This window comes from Prosthecobacter fluviatilis (genome assembly GCF_042655725.1).
GTDB classification, from domain to species: Bacteria; Verrucomicrobiota; Verrucomicrobiia; order Verrucomicrobiales; family Verrucomicrobiaceae; genus Prosthecobacter; species Prosthecobacter fluviatilis.
Genome location: NZ_JBHSMQ010000004.1, coordinates 284796 through 305838, shown reverse-complemented (window position 1 = coordinate 305838; position 21043 = coordinate 284796). Strand labels below are relative to the sequence as shown.

The 21043-nt window shown below is 61.1% G+C and carries 20 protein-coding genes; 12 read left to right on the top strand and 8 right to left on the bottom strand.

Translation table 11 applies throughout. From position 1 onward, the window contains the following. Positions 1 to 80: 80 nt before the first annotated feature. The 4 genes from ACFQDI_RS12745 to ACFQDI_RS12730 are packed head-to-tail and all read left to right on the top strand — an operon-like array spanning position 81 to position 5902. Positions 81 to 2822, top strand: a complete 2742-nt coding sequence (locus tag ACFQDI_RS12745; RefSeq protein WP_377167093.1) for a PVC-type heme-binding CxxCH protein — start codon at positions 81 to 83, stop codon at positions 2820 to 2822. A gap of 48 nt (positions 2823 to 2870) precedes the next feature. Continuing rightward, entirely contained in the window at positions 2871 to 3767 is an 897-nt protein-coding gene (locus ACFQDI_RS12740; RefSeq protein WP_377167091.1) for a 1,4-dihydroxy-2-naphthoate polyprenyltransferase, read from the top strand. A gap of 60 nt (positions 3768 to 3827) precedes the next feature. After that, positions 3828 to 4793, top strand: coding sequence for an enolase C-terminal domain-like protein (locus ACFQDI_RS12735; RefSeq protein ID WP_377167089.1), 966 nt, complete (start codon positions 3828 to 3830; stop codon positions 4791 to 4793). After that, positions 4778 to 5902: an AMP-binding protein gene (locus tag ACFQDI_RS12730; RefSeq protein WP_377167087.1), complete on the top strand. Its 1125-nt coding sequence runs from the start codon at positions 4778 to 4780 to the stop codon at positions 5900 to 5902. Before ACFQDI_RS12735 ends, ACFQDI_RS12730 begins: the two co-directional genes overlap by 16 nt. A 3-nt stretch (positions 5903 to 5905) precedes the next feature. On the opposite strand, the gene ACFQDI_RS12725 is transcribed toward ACFQDI_RS12730, so the two are convergent. Beyond that, positions 5906 to 6517, bottom strand: a complete 612-nt coding sequence (locus ACFQDI_RS12725) for a hypothetical protein (protein ID WP_377167085.1) — start codon at positions 6515 to 6517, stop codon at positions 5906 to 5908. Between the two features lie 212 nt (positions 6518 to 6729). Here ACFQDI_RS12725 and ACFQDI_RS12720 point away from each other — a divergent pair, with 212 nt between their 5' ends. From ACFQDI_RS12720 to ACFQDI_RS12695, 6 genes are read left to right on the top strand one after another with little or no spacing between them, the layout of a single operon-like run. Then, positions 6730 to 6966 (top strand): glycine zipper domain-containing protein, encoded by a 237-nt coding sequence (locus ACFQDI_RS12720; protein ID WP_377167083.1) that lies wholly within the window; start codon positions 6730 to 6732, stop codon positions 6964 to 6966. Between the two features lie 41 nt (positions 6967 to 7007). After that, positions 7008 to 7325, top strand: coding sequence for a glycine zipper domain-containing protein (locus ACFQDI_RS12715; protein WP_377167081.1), 318 nt, complete (start codon positions 7008 to 7010; stop codon positions 7323 to 7325). Between the two features lie 51 nt (positions 7326 to 7376). Next, complete coding sequence (locus tag ACFQDI_RS12710) at positions 7377 to 7886, top strand: GtrA family protein (protein ID WP_377167079.1); 510 nt, start codon at positions 7377 to 7379, stop codon at positions 7884 to 7886. Between the two features lie 6 nt (positions 7887 to 7892). Next, a complete protein-coding gene (locus ACFQDI_RS12705) occupies positions 7893 to 8354 on the top strand; it encodes a tRNA (cytidine(34)-2'-O)-methyltransferase (RefSeq protein WP_377167077.1) in 462 nt (153 codons plus the stop codon). 39 nt (positions 8355 to 8393) lie between these two features. Next, positions 8394 to 9071, top strand: a complete 678-nt coding sequence (locus ACFQDI_RS12700; protein ID WP_377167075.1) for an ABC transporter ATP-binding protein — start codon at positions 8394 to 8396, stop codon at positions 9069 to 9071. A gap of 46 nt (positions 9072 to 9117) precedes the next feature. Next, positions 9118 to 10719 carry a glycoside hydrolase family 75 protein gene (locus ACFQDI_RS12695; protein ID WP_377167073.1) on the top strand — a complete coding sequence of 534 codons (1602 nt, stop codon included), beginning with the start codon at positions 9118 to 9120 and terminating at the stop codon, positions 10717 to 10719. Positions 10720 to 10747: 28 nt separating this feature from the next. Here the strand turns inward: ACFQDI_RS12695 and purU are convergent, their stop codons facing one another. The 7 genes from purU to ACFQDI_RS12660 all read right to left on the bottom strand — a co-directional run bounded on the left by purU (position 10748) and on the right by ACFQDI_RS12660 (position 19700). Beyond that, complete coding sequence (gene purU, locus ACFQDI_RS12690) at positions 10748 to 11608, bottom strand: formyltetrahydrofolate deformylase (protein ID WP_377167071.1); 861 nt, start codon at positions 11606 to 11608, stop codon at positions 10748 to 10750. A 12-nt stretch (positions 11609 to 11620) separates the two neighbouring features. Further along, the gene (gene proB / locus ACFQDI_RS12685; RefSeq protein WP_377167069.1) at positions 11621 to 12397 is read right to left on the bottom strand and encodes a glutamate 5-kinase; all 777 of its coding nucleotides are present in this window, start codon (positions 12395 to 12397) and stop codon (positions 11621 to 11623) included. Positions 12398 to 12571: 174 nt separating this feature from the next. Continuing rightward, positions 12572 to 14038, bottom strand: coding sequence for a glycoside hydrolase family 130 protein (locus tag ACFQDI_RS12680; RefSeq protein WP_377167067.1), 1467 nt, complete (start codon positions 14036 to 14038; stop codon positions 12572 to 12574). After that, complete coding sequence (locus tag ACFQDI_RS12675) at positions 14035 to 16278, bottom strand: glycosyltransferase family 4 protein (RefSeq protein WP_377167065.1); 2244 nt, start codon at positions 16276 to 16278, stop codon at positions 14035 to 14037. Before ACFQDI_RS12675 ends, ACFQDI_RS12680 begins: the two co-directional genes overlap by 4 nt. Positions 16279 to 16451: 173 nt before the next feature. Beyond that, positions 16452 to 17468, bottom strand: coding sequence for a beta-ketoacyl-ACP synthase III (locus ACFQDI_RS12670; protein ID WP_377167063.1), 1017 nt, complete (start codon positions 17466 to 17468; stop codon positions 16452 to 16454). Further along, the gene (gene plsX, locus ACFQDI_RS12665) at positions 17455 to 18477 is read right to left on the bottom strand and encodes a phosphate acyltransferase PlsX (protein WP_377167061.1); all 1023 of its coding nucleotides are present in this window, start codon (positions 18475 to 18477) and stop codon (positions 17455 to 17457) included. The genes ACFQDI_RS12670 and plsX overlap by 14 nt, the downstream gene beginning before the upstream one ends. A 161-nt stretch (positions 18478 to 18638) precedes the next feature. Further along, the gene (locus ACFQDI_RS12660) at positions 18639 to 19700 is read right to left on the bottom strand and encodes a hypothetical protein (protein ID WP_377167059.1); all 1062 of its coding nucleotides are present in this window, start codon (positions 19698 to 19700) and stop codon (positions 18639 to 18641) included. A 136-nt stretch (positions 19701 to 19836) separates the two neighbouring features. Here ACFQDI_RS12660 and ACFQDI_RS12655 point away from each other — a divergent pair, with 136 nt between their 5' ends. Beyond that, positions 19837 to 20064 (top strand): hypothetical protein, encoded by a 228-nt coding sequence (locus tag ACFQDI_RS12655; protein WP_377167057.1) that lies wholly within the window; start codon positions 19837 to 19839, stop codon positions 20062 to 20064. Positions 20065 to 20311: 247 nt separating this feature from the next. Continuing rightward, positions 20312 to 21019 (top strand): class I SAM-dependent methyltransferase, encoded by a 708-nt coding sequence (locus ACFQDI_RS12650; protein WP_377167055.1) that lies wholly within the window; start codon positions 20312 to 20314, stop codon positions 21017 to 21019. The last annotated feature ends 24 nt before the right edge of the window (positions 21020 to 21043 follow it).

The following is a 21043-nucleotide window of genomic DNA, read 5'->3' as shown; positions in this document are numbered from 1 at the left end:
TTGAAGATTGCGCACGAACCGGGCGTTTGGAAAGGTCCACTTCGTTTATGAGCATACGTCGCGCCGCCTTTCTGTCATTCTTGTCCTTTTCGACTCTCGCCACTTTGGCCGACGAGTTTCCCAAACCCTTCAACACCGAAAAGGGCGACCCCATGCCTGCGGAAGAGGTGGCGCGGACGATGGAGCTGCCGAAGGGCTTCAAGTGCGTGGTGTTTGCCGCCGAGCCGGATGTGCAGCAGCCAATTGCGATGAGCTGGGATAAGAAGGGCCGACTCTGGGTGGCGGAAAACTACACCTATGCCGAGAACCCCATGCGCTGGGACACCAAGCTGCGGGACCGCATCATCATCCTGGAAGACAAGGACGGAGACGGCAAGCACGACGGCCGCAAGGTCTTCTGGGAAGGCGGCAGCTATCTGACCAGCGTGGAGATCGGCTACGGCGGCGTGTGGGTGCTGAACAACGGGACGCTGAGCTTCATCGCCGACAAGAATGGCGACGACATTCCCGATGGGGAGCCCGAGGTGCTGCTGGACGGATTCAATGTGAAAACCATCGGTCACAACATCGTCAACGGTCTGCGCTGGGGCCCGGACGGCTGGCTGTATGGCCGTCACGGCATTACCGACACCTCCGCGGTAGGCGCGCCCGGCACGCCGGCTGACAAGCGGGTGAGGATGAACTGCGCCATCTGGCGCTACCACCCCACGCAAAAAATCCTGGAAACCGTCTGCCACGGCGGCACCAACTCCTGGGGCCATGACTGGACGGCCAATGGCGATCTCTTCTTCATCAACACCGTCATCGGCCACCTTTGGCACGCCATCCCTGGCGCGTACTACCGGCGCATGTTTGGCACGCATCTCAATCCGCACGTGTATGAAGTCATCGAGCAGACCGCCGACCACTTCCACTGGGACACCGGCGCGGAAAAGTGGAGTGACATCCGCAAAAGCGGCGCCAGCCCCAAGACCGACGAGCTCGGCGGCGGCCACGCCCACGTGGGCATGCTCATTTACCAGGGCGGTCTGTGGCCCAAGGAGTACCAAGGCGCCGTGCTGACCTGCAACCTGCACGGCAACCGTATCAATGTGGACAAGCTGGAGCGTCAGGGCTGCGGTTACGTGGGCAAGCATGCGCCTGATTTCATGAAGGCCAAGGACAAGTGGTTCCGCGGCATCGACCTCCTCACCTGTCCCGACGGCAACGTCATCGTCTCCGACTGGAGCGACGGCGGCGAATGCCACGACAACGACGGCGTGCACCGGACGAGCGGACGCATTTACAAGATTGTGTATGGGGAGCCCAAGAAAGGCGAGCGCTCCGCAGACAACAACTGGTGGGCCCGCATGGAACTGCAGCAGCAGTATGAAAAGGGTGCCGGACCTGCCCCGCGTGCGCTGCGCGGACTGGCGGATGCCGACAGCAAGGACGGACTCGTGCGCCTGCAAACAGCCTCCGACATGCAACGCCTTCCGCTTGAAGAACGCTGGCCTATCGCTACGGCTCTGTCCAGGCACGCCGAGGACGCAGACGACCGCCAGCAGCCGCTGATGGTGTGGTATGGCATCGAGCCCGCTGTGGCCGCCGATCCGATGAAGGGCGTGGAGCTGATCAAGGAAGCAAAACTGCCAACCATGCGCAGGCTGGTGGCCCGCCGGATTGCGGAGATGATCGAGGCAAAGCCTGAGGCGGTGGATGCCTTGGTTGCGCTGATGAACAACAGCCCCGAAGCCCGGACAGACGTGCTCGCCGGAATCACCGCTGGGCTGGATGGCTTCAGCTCTGCCAAGAAGCCGAAGGGCTGGGATGAGTTTGTGACCAAGGCTTCTGCCGACAAAGCAGGAGACGCCGAAGAGGCCAAGACCCGCACCGCCAACATTCAGGCACTCTCCATGGTCTTTGGCAGCGGCCGTGCCTCGGATGAACTGATCGCCATTGTGAAAAATTCGGAGGGCGACGCCAATGCGCGCCTGAACGCCTTCAAGAGCCTGACACGCAGCGCCAAGCCGGAGCTGCTGGCGGTGATACGCGGCCAGATCAATGACAAGGTGCTGGGGACCGATGCCCGCAAGGCGCTGGCCGCTTATGATGACCCGAACATCCCCAAAGCCATGCTGAACCCCTGGCCGGGCCGCAGCGAGGAGCAGCAGGCCGCGACGGTGGCGACGCTGAGCTCACGCCCCAGCTACGCCAAGGCGCTGCTGGAGGCGGTGAAGGACAAGAAGGTGCCGACGACGGCGATCTCCCCCTTCCAGGCACGGCAGATCCGCAGCCTCGGAGATGAATCCCTGACCAAGCTGCTGACCGAAGCCTGGGGCGAGATTCGTGACACACCGGAAGCAAAGAAGGCGGAGTTTGCGAAATGGGAAGGACTGCTGACGAAGGACACGCTGGCCAAGGCTGACCCGTCCAAAGGCCGCATGATCTTCACGGCCGTCTGCAGCGCCTGCCACAAGATGTACGGCCAGGGTGGTGCCATCGGGCCCGAACTGACGGGCAGCGACCGCCACAATCTGAAGTACCTGCTTGAAAACATTCTGGACCCCAGCGCCGTGGTGCCGGCGGATTTCCGTGTGAGCGTGCTCAATCTCAAGGACGGCCGCACCATCACCGGGGTGATCCCCGAGCAGACGGAGCGCACGCTGACGGTGCAGACGCCTGCCGAGCGCATCGTCATCGAGCGCACGCAGATCGTGAAGCAGGAGCAGCTGCCCATGTCTCTGATGCCCGAAGGACTGCTCTCCGCGTTGGGAGATGAAAACGTCAAGAACCTGATCGCCTACCTGATGTCGAATGGGCAGGTGGAGATGCCAAAGTAATGACGAAGAGTTTGCGGTGGGTCAGGAATTCGTCATTCCTTCCACCTCATGCCTCACCTTTTTGACTGGATCGCCGCCGCACGCCCTAAAACTCTGGGGGCTGCGATTGCTCCTGTCGTGGTGGGATGTGCGCTGGCGGCGAAAATCTCGGGACATTTCGACTGGTGGCTGGCTTTCTGCACGCTGGGGAGCTGCGGGGCGCTGCAGATAGCGACGAATTTTTTCAACGACGCGCTGGATTCGATCAAGGGTGCGGACACGCAGGCGCGCATCGGGCCCCGGCGTATCACTGCCAGCGGTGTGGCTTCGCCGAAGGCGGTAAAGCTGGCGGCGTGGCTGATGCTGGCGGTGGCGACACTGCTGGCGGTGCCGCTGTTTGAGGCGCGGGGGCTGCCAATTCTGTTCATCGGCATTCCGTCGCTTTACTTCTGCTTTGGCTACACGGGCGGGCCGGTGCCGCTGGCGTATCGCGGACTGGGCGAGCTGTTTGTGATTTTGTTCTTCGGCTTTGTGGCGGTGACGGGCACGGCCTTTGTGCAAACGGGTGAATGGTACGTGGCGGCGGTGGTGGCCGGCTTCCAAATCGGCTGCCTGAGCACGGTGCTGATTGCGATCAACAACCTGCGCGATGTCGCGGAGGACGGGCAGACCGGCAAAAAGACGCTGGCGGTGCGCTTAGGCGTGGGGTTTGCACGGGCGGAGATTGTGTTACTCCTAGCCGCAGCGCATGCAGCGGGCGTTTACTGGTTTCAGCAGGGCTGGCCAAGGGCTTTCACACTGCCGCTGATCACACTGCCCATCGGTTTTTTTGTCGCGTGGCGGGTGATCGCCGAACCGCCTGGCCGCGGGCACAACCGCCTGCTGGCCATGAGCGGGGGGCAGCTTCTGCTGTTTGCCGTACTCATAAGCTGGGGAATCGTGAAGAGTGCGGACGTGATGCGGTGAAGAAAGGCTTTTATGGAAGAGGTCAGACAGGCGGTCTATGATGTATAGTCCCATACCCGAATGACCGACGCCCCCATCTACTACCATGAATACCTGCTGCGCAGCGGGGTGGCACTGAATGCGGCCTCCGTGAGGAGAGTGTTTGCGGGAGCGCTGATCTGCGTGAACGGAGGCTACGGCTGCGTGCATCCGTGGCCGGAATTTGGCGATGCTCCGGTGGAGGAGCAGCTGAGGCTGCTGAGCGAAGGAGTCACGACTCCGGTGACGGCGATGGCGCTGCGCTGTGCGGAGCTGGACGGAGAGGCGCGGCGTGCGGGCGTGAGCTTGTTTGAGGGGCTGGAGATCCCGCGCAGCCACTATTCGTGGAGCTTTGCCACCGACACCGAGGCGCAGATGGAGCGCGTGCTGGCGGAAGGCTGGCCTGCGATCAAGGCGAAGGGTTTTGCGAACTACGGCGAGACAACGCGCTTTCTGGAAGGCTGCGCGAAGCGGTTTGAAACGCAGGGTGTGCGGTTGCGCGTGGATTTTAACGGCGTGCTGGACCGGCTGACGTTTGGCAAGTTCATCGAGTTCATGCCGCTGCGGGTGTACCGTGCGCTGGATTTCGTGGAGGACCCCTTCCCTTACAACGCGGAGGCCTGGGAAGCTGTGCGACAAAAGTGGGGGGTGAAGCTGGCGCTGGACAAGGGCTGGAAGGACGGCACGCAGGGCTTTGATGCGGTGGTGGTGAAACCGGCGCGGCGTGACTGGCGCACGGTGGCGGAAACTCATCCGCAGCAGCCGCTAGTGCTGACCTCGGCGATGGATCATGCCTTTGGCCAGATGTTTGCGGCCTATGAGGCGGCGGTGGCGCTGTCCGAGGGGCAGGCGCTGGATTTCTGCGGACTGTGCACCGAGCATCTGTTCGAGAAGGATGAGTTCTTTGAGCGTGTGACCTCCCATGGGGGCTGTTTGTCAGCGGACCGCAGCGGCGGCGGGCTGGGTTTTGGAGATGTCCTGGAGGGTTTGCCATGGAGACGGCTGTAAAACCCGGGCCCGAATTCTGGACTGAGGGCGGTGTGTGGGTGGCAAACTCCGAAACAACACCGGAGGCAGAGGGGCTGGCGGAAATGGCGCTGCACGGGCTGAAGGCGCAAGGCTGGTGTTTCTTTCAAACGAGCGGGACGGAGGGCGTGCGCAAATGGGTGGGGCTGACCAAGGAGGCGCTGCTGATCTCCGCAGATGCGGTGAACAGGCACTTTGGCATCACAGCCGAGGACCGCTGGCTGCTCGCACTGCCGACCCACCATGTGGGAGGCTTCGGCATCCTGGCACGGGCGCACCTCAGCGGCAGCGCCGTCTCCAGGCTGGAGGGAAAATGGAGTGCGCTGTCTTTTGTGGAGGCGTGTGAGAGCACCCAGGCCACGCTGGCCTCCCTGGTGCCCACACAGGTCTTTGACCTCGTGGCCGCAAGACTGCGTGCACCAGCGCGCATGCGTGCGGTGCTGGTGGGCGGGGGCGCCCTGAATGCCGAGCTGGAGGCCGAGGCGCTGGCCCTGGGCTGGCAGGTGCACCGCACCTATGCCATGACAGAGACGGGCTCAAGTGTGGCCGCCCAGTCATGCCCGGGCTCTGCACTGAAGGTGCTGCCAATCTGGCAAGTGCGCACCGATGCCGAAGGTGTGCTGACCGTGAGCGGCCCTGCACTCGCCCGAGGCTACGCCGTGCGGGAGGGAGGCTGCTGGCGCTGGGAGAACATCCCTGGCGAGGGACTGCGCACGCGAGATCATGTGGAGATTTTTGAAACGGATGGCATGCGATGCCTGCGATTCATGGGGCGTATGGCAGGGACGGTGAAAATTTTGGGAGAACTCGTGACGCTGGGCCCCATTCAGGACCGGATCGAAGCGCTGCGGCTCAAGCTCGGTCGAGGCACTGCGGATGCGGCGGTGTGCGATGTGGCAGACGCGCGCAGAGAGAGCCGGCTGGTGCTGGCCGTGAGCGGCATGAGTGAGAGCGAAGCCGCGGAGATGCAAAAAGGCCTCAACGAAACGCTGAGGCTTTTTGAGCAGATTCAGGATGTCCGAACTTTGAATGCCATACCTCGCAGCGATCTGGGCAAAGTGCTCCTGAGCGCACTGCGAGGGCTGCTGTGACGATCAGTTTTCCTTGGGCGCGGAGCCATCAAGCGGGGTGATGACAGGGCGGTCCTTCATCTCGGGGGAGATGAGGTAATTTTTGGGATTGGCCGGATCGGTGATGAAAGAGATGAGGAAGAGCTCCTCAATCTTGTCGGTGAGAGTTTCCTGGGAAGTGCGGACGGTGGCGTGCACGTAGCCTTTGTCCTTTTCCTCGACGAGTCCGAGCACGATGACTTTGAGGGTTTCCTGCTTCCGCTTGGTAGCCTCAGGAGTGAGCTTAAGCTTCTTGTGCCATGCCTCGCGATCCACCTGATAAAACTCCTGAGGGGTCATCTTCTCAAGATCGCTGACGCCCTTGACGTTGTAACCGGCGAGCATGTTCTCCTCGTCGGACATGGTGGGGGCGGACTTGATGATGTTGACCGTTTCACGCTGGCGGCGCTCCAAGGAGGAAGGAACCAGCATCTGGGATGCGGTTTTCCAGTCCTGCTGGACGACGGCGGTGAGATATTTTTTCACCAGCGCGGCACAGGGATGATCCAGAGAGAGCTGCTCCGCCTTGGCCGGTAACGCGGCGAGGCTGACGAGAGAAACTGCAAACAGGCAACGAAGGAAGAAACGCACGTGCATAAGGAAGTTGGATAGGGGGGGAGGCGGACGGCTTTGTAGCCGCAGGCAGAATGCGCGTCAAATAAAGAAAGCCGGGGGTGTCCGGAGATCTCATGGAGGGGATATTCCGGGCGAGAACCTGCCGTGTGCAGGAGGATTTCTCTTTTCTTTATGAACAATTCAGTCGTATTTAACGACAAAGCAGTCTGCTTGATCACAATATTAACACTATTATGAAACATCTCATCCTCTCCATTCTCACTGCTGCTACATTCTCCTCCTGCGCCACTGGCCCAGGTGCCCAGCAAGGGGCTGTCATCGGCGGCCTTGGCGGAGCTGCCGTCGGCGGCATCATCGGCTCTCAAAGCGGACGCGGACTGGAAGGCGCAGCCATCGGTGGCGCGCTCGGAGCCCTGGGCGGCAACGCCATCGGCAACGCCCGCGACCGTCGTCGTGGCTACTACTACTGATGCAACCAACGTCCAATCCCAGTCACTCACATCCTAAACATATGAAAAAAACCCTCCTCACAGCTCTCACTGCCCTCTCGCTGGTCTCCTGCGCCTCGGGCCCTAATGCACAAACAGGTTCGGTGATTGGCGCGCTTGGCGGCGCAGCCGTCGGCGGCATCATTGGCAACCAAAGCGGACGTGGCCTGGAAGGCGCCGCCATCGGTGCCGGCCTTGGTGCCCTGGGTGGCAACGCCATTGGCAATGCTCGTGACCAGCGCAACCAGCAGCAATACTACCAGGGACAGCAGCAGGGCTACCGCGGACGCCAGCAGCAGCAGGGCTACTACGACCGCAACGGCAACTACCACTACTACTAAACGCAGCGCATCTTTGCTTGCAGAGCAACGATCCCCGGAGAGCCTCACCTGATGATGTCAAAAATCGGTGAGGCTCTTTCATTTTTCCGCGAGAACGACTGGCGTGCTATCTGGGCACGGCTGAACATTCGCGACACCGATCCGCTGGTCCAGTTCATAAAGTACGGGATCTGCGGCATCGGCTCGCTGACCATCACCCAGGTGATCTTTTACTCCCTCTCCCGCTGGGGCATGTATCCCGCCCTGGTGGACAGCGGTGTGACCGATGCGGTGCGCGCAGTGAACAGCATCTACAACAACATCATTGCCTTCTTCTTTGGCAACATCTTTGCCTATGTGACCAACTCCCTCTGGGTCTTCACTCCGGGACGGCATCACCGGGTGCTGGAGTTCATCTACTTCTCCACCATCAGTTCGATTGGTTTTGGCATCGGCCTGGTCTCCGGACCTTATCTCATCAAGTGGTACGGCATCAGCACTTTCGTTGCGCAGCTCCTGCTGATCGTTTCATCCACACTGGTCAATTTCATCTGCCGGAAATTCTTTGTGTTCAAAGGCTGAGGCCGCATGCTGAACGTCGTCCTGTTTCAGCCGGAAATTCCGCACAACACGGGGGCCATCGGGCGGCTGTGTCTGGCCACCAATGCCCGGCTGCATTTGATCAAGCCGCTTGGATTCAGCCTGGATGACAAGCAGCTCAAGCGCGCCGGCCTGGACTACTGGCCCGAGGTGGATGTGAGGGTCTGGGACAACTGGGAGGCCTTTGCCGCCGAGAAGCCCGCCGGGGCTGCCTGCTGGTTCATCGAATGCCAGGGCGAGCAGACCTACTGGGAGGCCGACCTTTCAGCGGAGGAAATTTTTCTCGTTTTCGGACCGGAGACCCGGGGCATTCCGGCCTCCGTGATCCAGCCGGAGAAGTGCCTGCGCATCCCGATGCAGGGCACGCGGAGCCTGAATCTGGCGACGGCGGCAGGCATCGTGATGTATGAAGCGCTCAAACAACGCACCCTGGCGGGCATCCTGCCTTGACGCCGCGTGGCATCTGCGGAGCGTGCGCACCTTATTTACATGAGCCAGGAAGCAGCCCCACTCGCCGCACACGATGTGCACCGCACGTACCATCTCCCCGGGCATGACCTGCCCGTGCTGCGTGGTGTCAATGTCGAAGTCGCCGCCGGGGAAAAGGTGTTTCTATGCGGCCAGTCTGGCGCTGGCAAAACCACCCTGCTTTACGTGCTAGGAGGGCTGGAGCAGCCCACTTCGGGAGATGTGCTGGTGCATGGCCGCTCATTGTACCAAGCGGCGGCGGCGGAGCGCGCACGCACGCGCAACGAAGTCATGGGATTTGTTTTCCAGCATTACTTTCTGCTGCCGGAACTCACGGCGCTGGAAAATGTGGTGCTTCCGGCCATGATCGGCGGCAAAAAAGCCGAAGAGCGTGCGCGCGAACTGCTGGACAAAGTGGGGCTCAGCGCGCGCCTCCAGCACCTGCCCACGGAGCTTTCAGGCGGGGAGCAGCAACGCGTGGCCATCGCCCGGGCGCTCATCAACAACCCCGGCATCATCTATGCCGACGAGCCCACGGGCAACCTCGACGCAAGCACGGGCAGCGGCGTCATCGACATGCTGATGCAGGTGGTCGATGAGGCCAGGAAGACCCTCATCGTTGTCACGCATGATCAGACCCTGGCCAAAAGGGGCGACCGCCGGCTGCTTCTCAAAGAAGGCCGTCTGGAAGAAGGATGATGCGCTGGCCTTGGTGCTGAAACGTGGTTAGATTTCCCACACGCGTATGTCTTCGGAAACCAAACAGCCCCCCCTTCCCCAGCCAGGCTCTCAGCGTCCGAAACGCGGGTGCTTTGGCTCCCTCATCAAAGTGCTGTTTCTGCTGACCCTGGTCATTGCCCTGGTGCTGCCATTCACCCCTTTTGCCGGCAAGATCAAAAAAGGCATCCAAGACATCGTGGCCTCCGCACGAAGCACGAAGGAACGCGTCGTCACGCGCGATGTGATGCGTGATGTGATCAAAGAGGTGCCCGTGGTCAAAGAAGTGACCAAGGAGGTCATACGCGAAGTCCAGCCGCCGCTGCCGGAGAAATACATCCCGCGCAAAGACATTGATGTGGCCACCTTGTTCAATGGCATCACCGTCAAAACGAACCTGATCACCGAGCAGGGCGGCTTCGCCAGCCTGGAGCGGCTTGATCCCGAAGCTTACAAGGCGGAATTCCAGCTGAGCATCCGGGTACCGAAGGCAAACCAGACTCTGGACGAGCTTTCGCGCATCAACAAAAACCTGCCCACCATGCTGCCCGGACTCGAGGTGATGCTTCAGGCGGCGAAGGTGAGCGGCTTCTACCACAAGCTGTACGAAAACAAAACCAGCCGGGTGCAGAACGACCTGACGCGGCTGAACAAAATCCTGGACCGTCACAACTTCTATGACACCGAGACGATCCTCGAACTGACCCACCCGGCCACGCAGCGCCGTGCCCTGCTGATCCAGTCAGAAATGGACGTCGTGGCCGACGGTTCAGACGGTGACCGCATGCCGACGCTGGATGAGTACATCTACCTTTCAGACTACTACCAGCCTTTCACGAGCTATGCCTGGGCCAAAACGAGCAAGACCCCGAATCCGCTCCTGGCCAGATGGGAGGAGCGCCTGCAAAAAGCCCAGGATGAGTACGCGAAGAAAGGCCTGAGCACTGCACGCAACCGGGAGCTCAAGGTCATGATCGACCAGCTCAAGCTTGAGGTGGCAGATTTCAAAGTGCGCAGCAGCCTCATCGCGGACAAGGACCCCTTCATCGTCCTTTCGCTGCTGTTCCGCGGCTATGCGGACCAGAACAAATTCACACCGCAGATCGGCGACTACGCCGCCGTCATTCACGAAGGAAAAATCTATCCTGCCATCTGCGGTGACTACGGCCCGAGCTTCAAGATGGGCGAGGCCTCGCTGCTGATGGCCAAAACCATCAATCCCAAGGCGACTCCTTACATCCGCCCGGAGAGTGACCTGAAGGTCACCTATCTCATCTTTCCGGGCACTGCCGAAAAGGAACGCAGCGCACCGAACCTGGCCAAATGGCAGGAAAAATGCCAGGCGCTGCTGGGAGAAGTCGGCGGACTGGGGGCTGGCTATGCGCTGCATGTGTGGGAGGACCCGTTCAAGAAGCCCGAACCGCCGCCGGTGGTGCCGCCACCAGCCGCAGACGCTGCCACCCCGGGCACTCCGGGAACATTGACGCCTCCGGCGATGAATCCTGCCCTGCAGCCGCCTGCCACAGCGCCAGTGACTCTCCCACCTAGTGTGCCAGCCGCAGACCCGACGAAGTCTGGTGCTGCCAAGGATTCCGCTGCCAAATCGAGCGGAGCGAAGGCGAAGAAATAGGCCGCCACCGTGTGGCAGCGGCCCAGCCTCAGTCGAAGACCACGGTCTTGTTCTTGAAGACGAGCACCCGGTCTCTCACATGCCACCAGAGGGCTTTGGCGAGAACGGTTTTCTCAAGATCGCGCCCGAGGCGGACGAGATCGTGAACGCTGTCCTCGTGGCTGACCCGCATAACATCCTGATGAATGATGGGGCCCTCGTCAAGGTCAGCCGTGACATAGTGGCTGGTGGCACCGATAATCTTCACACCGCGCTGGAAGGCCTGATGGTAGGGCTTGGCGCCGACGAAGGCGGGCAGGAAGCTGTGGTGAATGTTGAGGATGCGATGCGGAAACTCGGCGATCATCGCCGGACTGATGATCTGCATGTAGCGGGCGAGCACGACGGTGTCGATGCGGTGCTGGCGCAGCAGTTCGATCTGAGCCGCCTCCTGTGAGAGCTTGTTGTCCTTCGTGATGGGAAAGTGATGAAACGGAATGCCAAAACGCTCCGCCGCAGGGCGCAGGGTGTCGTGATTGGCGACGATCAGCGGGATGTCCACAGGAAGGTCACCGGACTCATGGCGTGCAAGGAGGTCGTAGAGGCAGTGGTTCTCCTTGGTCACAAAGAGGGCGATGCGCTTGCGCTGGCTGGCGAAGCTCAGGCGCATCTGCATTTCATGCCGGCGTGCCAGGGGCTGCAGGCGTGCCTCGATCTCCTCATTCTCCAGCGTGAAGTTTTCCAGGCTCCATTCCAGGCGCATGAAGAAGGCGTTCTGCTCTTCATCGATATGCTGCTGCAGGTCGATGATGTTCCCCTGATGCGAAAAAATGAAGCCGGTGACATCATGCACAAGGCCGGGGCGGTCCGGGCAGTGGATGAGGAGGGTGGCGATGTCTGGAGATGCCATGATGAATCAGGATTACGAATGAGAGGCCGGGAAGCGCGTACAAATGCCCTGGCCTTCGATGAGGAGGGGAATCTGCTCGGCATGACGTCCGGAGGCAATGATGCACTCCACACCGCCATGCACCGCGTCCTGCACGGCGCGCAGTTTTGAAATCATGCCGCCGGTGCCGAGGGCGGATTTTTCCTCTTCGGCGTGGTGGATCACCTCGTCCACGTCCGCCACCACGGGAATCGGGCCTTCCTCGGGCTTCTTCATGTCCCGCAGCAGGCCGGGGGCGCTGGTCAGCAGGATGAGCACATCCGCGCCCCAGAAGCGCGCGACGCGGGAGGAAAGCTTGTCGTTGTCCCCATAGCGCAGCTCTTCGATGGCGACGGAGTCGTTTTCATTGATGACGGGGACGACCTGGGTGAACTCCATCAGGCGGTCCAGCACAGCCTTCACGCGCGGGGCGCGGTCAGCGTTTTCAAAGTCTTCATGTGTGACGAGAAGCTGAGCGACGTGCAGGCCGTGATCCCGCAGCAGGGACTCGTAGGCGTGCATGAGGTGCGTCTGCCCCACGGCGGCCAGCGCCTGGAGGGTGGTCACGTCTGAGGGACGCTGCTTGAAATCCAGCGGCTTCAGCCCCGAGGCCACGGCGCCGCTGCTGACGACGACCACCGAGTGCCCGGCACGCTTCAGCAAAGCGACGGCTTCCACGAGCTTGCGCAGCTGAACGGGATCAGGCTCTGGAGCGTCTTTGCGCGTGAGGATGCCGGAACCGAATTTGAGGACGATGCGCTTGGAGGCCATGATCTAAGAGGGCAAAAAGGGGTGCAGAATATGGCGGGTTACAGAGAAGTGGAAAGTGAAAAGGGATGGGCCACGACCGCAAAGGGCTGCAAAACCCTCAAAAACCAGAGGTCAGCGGCGCACATCCCACGCAAGAGGCGTGCGGTTCCGTTCATTTTTTCCAACACCGGAGCATCACTGTCGGCTTGCCAGCAGTTCTTCGAGCAATTCGTCCAGCGAGATGCTCGCGATGGCCGAAGCCTTGTCACTCATGGCGTAGGGCAGGATCAAATCGCGACCGTGAAGCATGGAGCCGCAGCTGTAAACGACATTGGGCACATAGCCCTCGCGCTCGTTGCCCTCAGGGGCCAGCAGGGGCTCACGCAGGCGGCCGATCACCTTGGCGGGGTCGTTCAGGTCCAGCAGCGCCGCACCGATGCAGTATTTGCGCATGGGGCCGACGCCATGCGTGATGACGAGCCAGCCCGCCTCGGTTTCTATGGGAGAGCCGCAGTTGCCTATTTTCACCGACTCCCACATTTCGCACGGACGCAGTATGATCTGGGGATCGCTCCAGTGATGGGGGCTGTCTGAAAACATGATGAAGAGGTTCTCATCATCCTGGCGCGAGAGCATGGCGTAGCGCCCGGCAACACGCCGTGGGAAGAGCGCCATGCCTTTGTTTTGCACGGCGCTGCCATTCAGAGAGAGGATGCGGAAATTCAAAAAATCCTCCGTCTCGATAAGCTGCGGCAGGATGGCGCGGCCATTGTAGGCGGTATAGGTGGCGTAGTACATCACATGTCCGTCGTCTTCCAGAAAGCGCACAAAGCGTGCATCCTCGATGCCGTTCGTCTCATTCGGGGACACGGGGAAGATAATGCGCTCGCTCATGGCCAGTTTTTCGGAGAATCGCAGCTCGTAGTTTGAGTCTGCCAGCCACTGCAGGCACTCCAAGGTCCGTGTCAGGTCACGCGTCGCAGGCTGCGCCGCGTGCCGCACGGTGCCCACGCTTTTGTTCAGATCGCTGCGGGTGAAGTTCTCCGACAGAGGCCCCATCACAGCGGTGGCGTGCTGGTCGTCGAAGCCCATCTCGGAGAGCTTGATCACAAAGCGCTTTTTCTTGTAGCTCGGATTCGGCACGATCTCCGGCACGGTGACAAATCGTGACACTGGATCCAGCGTGATGGCTCCCTTCGCAGAGATGGAGCCTGCGCGAAATTCGATGGACGAGATGTGGCCTTCCCCGGTGGCGCGCAGGCTCATCACAAAACGCAGCCCGCCTTCCTCCGCTCCGCTTTGATCCGGGTGGGGGACGATGGATGGATTGAAAATAGCCGCAGACTCGAGTGCGTACTCGCCAGAGAACAGCGCACCTATCAGAAGCTGCCGCTCCAGCGAAAGAGGCTTGTGTGTAAAGACATGATGCCGCACTTTCTCAAAGTGGATCTGCAGCAGGCTGGCGATGTCGAAATGCCGTGCCGCAAATTCGTGACGCACCACGTCCAGCTCTCGAACGACCTCCTCCTCTGACAGCGCCAGCGCACGACCAATGATCGTGGTGATGCGGCCGGTGTCTCCAGGGATGAAGGGGCGGATGATGACGCGTGCGCTTTCAGGCATCAGGGTGATCTCGTGACGACGCAGGCGGATGTTACTCATGAAGTGTAGGGGGGACTGTGCAGCTGTTTGGCGCAGTTCATTTCCGCCAGCGCCAGATGGAAGGCCAGGGTGGATTCCGCGCCCTGGTTTTCATTCACACGGTCATGGTGCAGGCCGTCTCCACAGCCACCGGTGGTGAAGTCATACACTGCAAGACCGAGGTCATTGCGGCCGAGAAACCACTCGAAAGAGCGTTTTGCCTCGCGCGACCATGATTCGTCCTGAGTAGCGCGTGCGGCCTCGTGGCATGCGGCGACCATGGCCTGCGCTTCGAGCGGCTGCTGGTCAAAGTCGGCACGTGCGCCATCGCGATGATAAAAACCATTGCTGCCGATGGGACGGAAGCAGCCGGAGGGTGTCTTCTGAATGGAGACGAGCCACTGCAGCGATTTGAGGCCGATCTCCAGCGCCTCAGCATCCGGCATCCACTGTCCGCTGAGGAGCAGCGCCTGGCTCAGACGGGCGTTTTCATAAGTCACGCTGTCTTCAAACCAGGGCCACTTATCCGTGGCGGAATACTTCCAGCGCTGCACTAGACGGCGGGTGAGCATCACGCGCATGGCGCTGATCTCCGCGCTGCCTTCGTTTTGCCGCAGGTATTCATGGATGCCCAGCAGTGTGAAGCTCCATGCACGGGGGGAGGTGAAGCCGCTTACGGCGGCCAGACCGCGAACAAACAACTGTGCGGAAAGACGGCGATGCCCCTCGTTGCGGGAGCGTCCTGCGCCATTACCCGTGGCCCAGAGTGCTCGCGCATGGCTGTCCTCGCTGCCTGCATCCTCCAGCCACTGCCGTCCATGGCTCATGAAGTTCCGGAACCTCCCCGTCGTGTAATTCAATGCGGCAGCCAGAAAGGCCAGATAGCTCGTTGCCAAGCTGCTGAGGTTTTCCACAGGTGGCCCACCGCCGTTTTCATCCAGCATGTTGCACAGGATGAAGGCACGCGCGTTGTCATCGGTGCAGTAGCCTTCGTGAAAATTTGGCACGGTGAAGATCGCATGCTGAAAAATGCCGGTGCTGTCGCTCATGCGCATGACGTGGTCCAGGCGCAGCGGCGGCAGGTCTCCAGAGCGGTTGTCCAGCGTCCAGCCGGCGAAGGCCGTGCGGGACGCGGCTTTGCGGTCTGCACGTGCGTGCTGGAAGGATTCGAGGTAGCGTCCAGCCATGGCCGGCCAGATCATATCCCGCCCCAGCGCGTAGGCATCCAAGCAGATCTTCCGCATGCGCTCCGGATTGTTCAGCAGGCTGCAAACGCCATCGGAGATCGCCGCATGATCGCGAAACGGCACCAGCACGCCACGCCCGTCTGCCAGCAGTTCCTGAGCATGCCAGTAGCGCGTGGAGACCACGGCTTTTCCAGCGCCAAAAACATAGGCCAGCGTGCCGGAGGTCACCTGCGCCTCGTTAAGGTAAGGAGTAAGGTAAATGTCCGTCGCTCCGATAAATTCCTTCAGGTCTTCCAGAGACACGAAACGGTTGTAAAAGATGACGTGCTCCTTCACACCGCAGTCCTCAGCCAGTCGTTCGAGGCTGAGGCGGTAGCGTTCGCCCTCACGCGCCAGCAAATGCGGATGCGTGGCTCCCAGCACGAGATACACCACATTTGGATGCCTGCGAACGATCTCTGGCAGCGCCTCGATCACATGCTCAATTCCTTTGCCCGGCCCCAGCAGGCCGAAGGTCAGCAGCACTTTGCGCCCCTGCACGCCGAACTGCTCTTTGTAGATGTCCGAATCGGCAAACGGCATGTCCGGAATGCCATGGGCTATGATGTCCACCTTTGCGTCTGGCACGGCGTAGGTGTCGCGCAGGATGTCCGCCCCCTTGCGCGCCATCACGATCAAGCGGTCGCTGCGGCGGATGAGTTCTTCCATCACATGCCTTTGTGCTGTGTTTGGCTGCCCCAGGATCGTGTGCAGGGTCGTCACGACCGGCATGCGCACCTCCTTCAGCAGCGTCAGCAGATGGCTGCCCGCCGGGCCGCCGTAGATGCCAAACTCATGCTGCACACACAGCACCTCGGCATTATTGAAGTTCAGAAAATCCGCAGCCCGCCGGTAGCAGTCGAGGTCTTTTTCCTGCAGCTCAAAGCGCACACGGGACGGATACTCGTAGCCCTCAGGACAGTCATTGACCGCGCCGACAATGCACTCAGTGGAGGGGGCCGCTGCGGCGACTGCTTCGCAAAGATCGTGGGTGAAGGTTGCTAGTCCACACAGCCGGGGAGGGTAGTTTCCCAAGAAAGCAATACGCCGTGGCAAAGCGGGCGAGTTCAGGTCAATCCTTTCAAACGCTGCGACATGCCTCACCAGACAGCCTGCCCTGCATTAAGCAATGAGCACTTTCACCTCATTTGCACGTGGAACGGGAGTCCTCGAGATTATGGAGTCGCTCAGAGAAGGAGGGCGGTCATTTACCACCGCACCACTGAGCTGGCCCAGGTGAAGCCGCCGCCAAAGGCGACGAGGAGGACGACATCGCCCTTTTTGAGGCGGCCTGCCTTGTTGGCTTCATCCAATGCGACAGGGATGGTGGCGGCGCTGGTGTTGCCGTACTTGTCCAGATTCATGAACACGCGCTCCAGCGGCAGGTTCAGGCGCTCGGCGATGGCGCTGATGATGCGCGCATTGGCCTGGTGCGGGATGACTAGGGCCACGTCTGAAGGGCTCAGCCCGGCCATCTCCAGGGCCTGCTGGGAGGCCTCCAGCATGCGGGTGACGGCATGCTTGAAGGTCTCGCGGCCTTCCATGTGGATGGTGTTAGGGTGGGATGCCACGTTTTCCGGGGTGATGGGGCAGGCAGAGCCGCCGCCGGGGACCTTGAGCACGTCTGCCAGGGTGCCGTCTGTCCCCATGACGGTGGAGAGCACGCGGCCGGGCGCCTCGGTTTCCTCGTCGGCACGGCGGATGACCACAGCACCTGCACCGTCGCCAAAGAGCACGCAGGTGTTGCGGTCCTGCCAGTTGATGAGGCTGCTGAGCTTTTCCGCGCCGATGACGAGGGCGGTGGTGCGGTTTCCGGTATTGATGAAATGACGTGCCACCTGGAGGGCATACAGGAAGCCCGAGCAGGCGGCGGAGATGTCGAAGCAGACGGCGTTGGTGGCTCCGATCTTCTTCTGCACAAAGCAGGCGGTGGAGGGGAAGAACATGTCCGCCGTGACGGTGGCGACGATGATGAGCTGGATTTCCTCCGGAGAGACGCCGGCGCTGACCATGGCGCGGCGGGCGGCCTCAGCGGCGAGGTCGCTGGTGGCCTGATCTTCCGCGGCAATGCGGCGCTCCTTGATGCCGGTGCGGGAGGTGATCCACTCGTCTGAAGTGTCAACGATCTTGGAGAGGTCGTCGTTGGTCAGCACTTTTTCAGGCATGTAACTGCCGGTGCCGATGATGCTGGAAGCGCAAAAGGACTGGGAACTAGGAGCGGGCATGGAGGGAGATGGAATGGGCAGTGGCGGCGGCCTCGATGTGCGGCCCCACCTGATGCTGGATGGATTCGCAAGCCTGCCGGATGGCGTTCTTCATGGCAAGCGGAGATGCGCTGCCGTGGGAGATGATGGTGATGCCCCGAAGGCCGAGCAGCGGCATGCCGCCGACTTCATCGGGGTTGGTGCGATGGTGCACGCGCTTGAAGGCGGGCTTGGCGAGCAGGCCGCCGATTTTCGTCCAGAAGCCGCTCTTAATTTCGCTCTTCACCATGCTGAAGATGGTGTGGGCCAGCGCCTCGGCGTTTTTCAAAATGACGTTGCCGGTGAAGCCGTCGCAAACGACCACATCCGGCGGAGTTTCCCAGACGTCATGGCCTTCGACGTTGCCGATGAAGTTGATGCCTGCGGTGTGGCGAAGGAGCTTGCCGGTTTCCTTGCAAAGCGCATTCCCCTTCTCCTCCTCAGTGCCGTTGGACATGAGGCCGACGGTCGGGTTCTGACGGCCCAGCACATGGCGGGCAAAGGCGCTGCCCATGATGGCATTTTGCACCAGGTGGCTGGGCTCGCTGTCCGGATTGGCCCCGGCATCAATGAGCACCCAGTGCTTGGTGAGGGAGGGCATGATGGAGGCGATGGCGGGCCGCTCAATGTGCGAGAGCGTGCGCATCTTGATGAGGGAGGCGGTGACGGCGGCTCCGGTGTGCCCGGCGCTGACGACGGCGTCCGCCTTGCCTGCCTTGACGAGGTCCACAGCCACGCTGATGGAGCTGTCCTTCTTCTTGCGCACGGCGTCCAGCCCGCTGTCGGACATTTCCACCACCTGGCTGGCGGGGACGATCTCCAGTTTCGGGCTGGAAATGCCCTGAGTCTTCAGTTCAGCCTCAATAGCGTCCGGAACGCCCACCAGAAAAAGCTTGGTGATGGCTGGCAGCGACTCGAGGGCGAGCTTGACGCCACCTATGGGATTTTGCGGGGCGAAATCGCCCCCCATGACATCCAGTGCGATCTTCATTCCTGCGGTTGCGTGAGAGTCTTCAAGAGCATTGGGAGACAAGTCTTAAAGCGTGCGGAGCGGGGAATGCAAATGGGAGTTTTTGGCCATCAGGGACAAAAACAAACCGGGAGTGCATTCGTTGCACTCCCGGCTGAAAAAACGCAGGTTGTCTGCGGGTGTTAGTAAACGCCTTCGACAATGGTCTTCTCCATCGCGCCAAAGGGGCGGACGTCGGCCACGCCGTCCCAGGCATAGGGGGCACGGGGGCGGCGGCGCATGGCTTCGTCACGCTCCAGGAAGCGGGGCATGAAGAATTCCTTGGTCAGAGTGGTGAGCTCCACGCGGCCCCAGGCGTCGTATTCGACGGTCTGGTCGGTGTTTTTGGGGTCCACGACACGGAGCACCGCGCGAGGCTGCGGGGCGTAGTAGGTGACGGAGAAGTTGTCTTCAGGAGTGAGGGGCACGCTGGCGGCCAGGCCCATGAGGGTGTTGCCGTAGGTGGGGTAGAAGCCGATGCGGTTTTCCAGCACTTCCTCGACGATGAAACGCACGTACTGGGGGGTCATGGTGGTGCCGCCCACGAAGCAGCCGCGAATGCCGGCGTCGTAGAGGTCCACTTTTTCGGCGAGGGCTTCCAGCAGCTTTGGGGTGGTGAAGATGGCGGAAATCTTGCGATTTTTGAGGAGCAGCACTGCCTGGTCGACCACGTGGTCCATGTACTGGCGGGCCACATCAAACTGCTTGTTGGAGATGAGCTTCTTCACGAAGCGGGGATCGAGATCGACAAAGTAGCAGGAGCTGCCGCGATAGTTGGCCAGGTGCTCAACGGCCAGGCGCAGGCGGCGGGGGCCGGTGGGGCCGACCATGATCCAGGATTCTCCCGGCGGGAAGTGCTTGTCGTCGAGCTTGTGGCTGAACTCTTCGTAGTCCACACGAAAGTCATTCCAACCGATGCGCTGCTTGGGCATGCCGGTGGTGCCGCCGGTTTCAAAGACGTTGAAGGGCTTGCCTTTGAAGGCGGCTGGGACCCAGACTTCCGGCTGCTGATCGCGGAGCCATTCGTCCTGGAAATGGGTGAAGTTTGCCAGGATGTCCTCGTAGCTGTTCACCTTGCCGCGGGGGTCGAAATTTTTCTTTGCCCAGTCGAGCCAGAAGGAGCAGCCGGTCTCCGGCGAGAAATGCCAGTTGATGATTTCGCGGACTTGGTTGTCGAGCTGGGCTTTGGCTACGTCTGGAGTCATGGGAGGCTGGTGGATTGGGGAGCAGTACTGTGAAAAGGGCGGCAGTAAACGAAAGTAGAAATCGCGGCCTTTCGGGCATTCCGCGCTGAATTTTTTTTCAGCAGCCTCGTCCCATGGGGCTACTAATTCGATTGCCATGAAAATCAAACATCTGCTCCTGTGCTCGATTGCCCTGCTCGCGATGACCTCTTGCTACGTAGGCCCTCCCTATGGGCGCCCCGTGGTGAGGCCTGTGGGGCGGCCCGTCATTGTCCCCGTCGGCGCGCGTCCTCACTACCATGGTGGCGTGAGATATTACACGCACCGGGGTGTCTGGTACCGCCCGCATGCCGGCGGTCACATCATTGTCCCGCGTCCGTACTGAATCTGGCCGCAAGGGAGTGGCAGGTCGGCTGAATGACGCCCTGCCGCCGCCTGACGGTGGACCGCCTGCCTTAGGCTGCATGGCGGCGCTCTCCCCTGCCCTTCATCCGCCCCTCGCCGGGCAGCTCTGGGCATGGCTGAAAAAATATGACAGCCAGAGCAGGATGTGCAAGGAAGCTGCCCCGCATGCTCCCCTTCAGCGCGGTGGCAGCGCTGCTCTGCTGCGCCAGCCCCGCATCCCGCCCATCATGAGCCTATCCCTTACCCAAGACGACAACACCGCGCTCTTTCGCAAAGCCTGGACCCTTTACGATGCGATCTCCGAGAAGAACTACATGTTTCACCGGGAGATCTACAGCCACGTGACCCGCATGCTGCAGAAACGCCATGAGCTGGGGGCCTACCACTTGCTGGATCTGGGCTGCGGCAATGCGCGCTTTCTGGCGCCATGCCTGCAAAGCGCGCCCCCGGCCAGCTATGACGGCGTGGACCTCTCAGCCTCGGCCCTGGAGGAGGCGCGATCGTACCTGAACGGGCTCTCCAACACCGGGCTGCACCACAAGGACATGCTGCTGGCGGTGGAAGACACGGACTCCGCCTTTGACATCATTTTCAGCGGCTTCGCCGTCCATCATCTGGATGCTGCGAGCAAGCAGCGCCTTTTCAGCGCCTGCGCGGAGCACCTGGCCCCGGAGGGGCAGTTCATCCTGGTGGATGTGGTGCGTGAAGAGGGGCAGACGCGGGAGCAGTACCTGGAGGCTTACCTGAACTGCATGCGCACGCAGTGGACGGAGGTGCACCCTGAGCACCTTGCCGAAGCCTGCGCGCATGTGGAGTCCTATGACTTCCCCGAGACTCTCGCCGAACTCGGCCAGATGGCAAAACGAGCGGGGCTTTCCGAGCCGCAGGTCATCGACAGCTACCAGCAGCACCACATCTTGCGGTTTACCGTCTGAAAGAGCCTGCAAACGGGTCTCGTT

Coding starts and splice junctions, on each gene's coding strand:
- ACFQDI_RS12710 (WP_377167079.1), top strand. CDS start 7,377: ATGATGTCAAAAATCGGTGAGGCTCTTTCATTTTTCCGCGAGAACGAC.
- purU (WP_377167071.1), bottom strand. CDS start 11,608: ATGGCATCTCCAGACATCGCCACCCTCCTCATCCACTGCCCGGACCGC.
- ACFQDI_RS12650 (WP_377167055.1), top strand. CDS start 20,312: ATGAGCCTATCCCTTACCCAAGACGACAACACCGCGCTCTTTCGCAAA.
- ACFQDI_RS12670 (WP_377167063.1), bottom strand. CDS start 17,468: ATGCCCGCTCCTAGTTCCCAGTCCTTTTGCGCTTCCAGCATCATCGGC.
- ACFQDI_RS12655 (WP_377167057.1), top strand. CDS start 19,837: ATGAAAATCAAACATCTGCTCCTGTGCTCGATTGCCCTGCTCGCGATG.
- ACFQDI_RS12705 (WP_377167077.1), top strand. CDS start 7,893: ATGCTGAACGTCGTCCTGTTTCAGCCGGAAATTCCGCACAACACGGGG.
- ACFQDI_RS12695 (WP_377167073.1), top strand. CDS start 9,118: ATGTCTTCGGAAACCAAACAGCCCCCCCTTCCCCAGCCAGGCTCTCAG.
- ACFQDI_RS12720 (WP_377167083.1), top strand. CDS start 6,730: ATGAAACATCTCATCCTCTCCATTCTCACTGCTGCTACATTCTCCTCC.
- ACFQDI_RS12700 (WP_377167075.1), top strand. CDS start 8,394: ATGAGCCAGGAAGCAGCCCCACTCGCCGCACACGATGTGCACCGCACG.
- ACFQDI_RS12725 (WP_377167085.1), bottom strand. CDS start 6,517: ATGCACGTGCGTTTCTTCCTTCGTTGCCTGTTTGCAGTTTCTCTCGTC.
- ACFQDI_RS12740 (WP_377167091.1), top strand. CDS start 2,871: ATGCCTCACCTTTTTGACTGGATCGCCGCCGCACGCCCTAAAACTCTG.
- proB (WP_377167069.1), bottom strand. CDS start 12,397: ATGGCCTCCAAGCGCATCGTCCTCAAATTCGGTTCCGGCATCCTCACG.
- plsX (WP_377167061.1), bottom strand. CDS start 18,477: ATGAAGATCGCACTGGATGTCATGGGGGGCGATTTCGCCCCGCAAAAT.
- ACFQDI_RS12660 (WP_377167059.1), bottom strand. CDS start 19,700: ATGACTCCAGACGTAGCCAAAGCCCAGCTCGACAACCAAGTCCGCGAA.
- ACFQDI_RS12715 (WP_377167081.1), top strand. CDS start 7,008: ATGAAAAAAACCCTCCTCACAGCTCTCACTGCCCTCTCGCTGGTCTCC.
- ACFQDI_RS12730 (WP_377167087.1), top strand. CDS start 4,778: ATGGAGACGGCTGTAAAACCCGGGCCCGAATTCTGGACTGAGGGCGGT.
- ACFQDI_RS12680 (WP_377167067.1), bottom strand. CDS start 14,038: ATGAGTAACATCCGCCTGCGTCGTCACGAGATCACCCTGATGCCTGAA.
- ACFQDI_RS12735 (WP_377167089.1), top strand. CDS start 3,828: ATGACCGACGCCCCCATCTACTACCATGAATACCTGCTGCGCAGCGGG.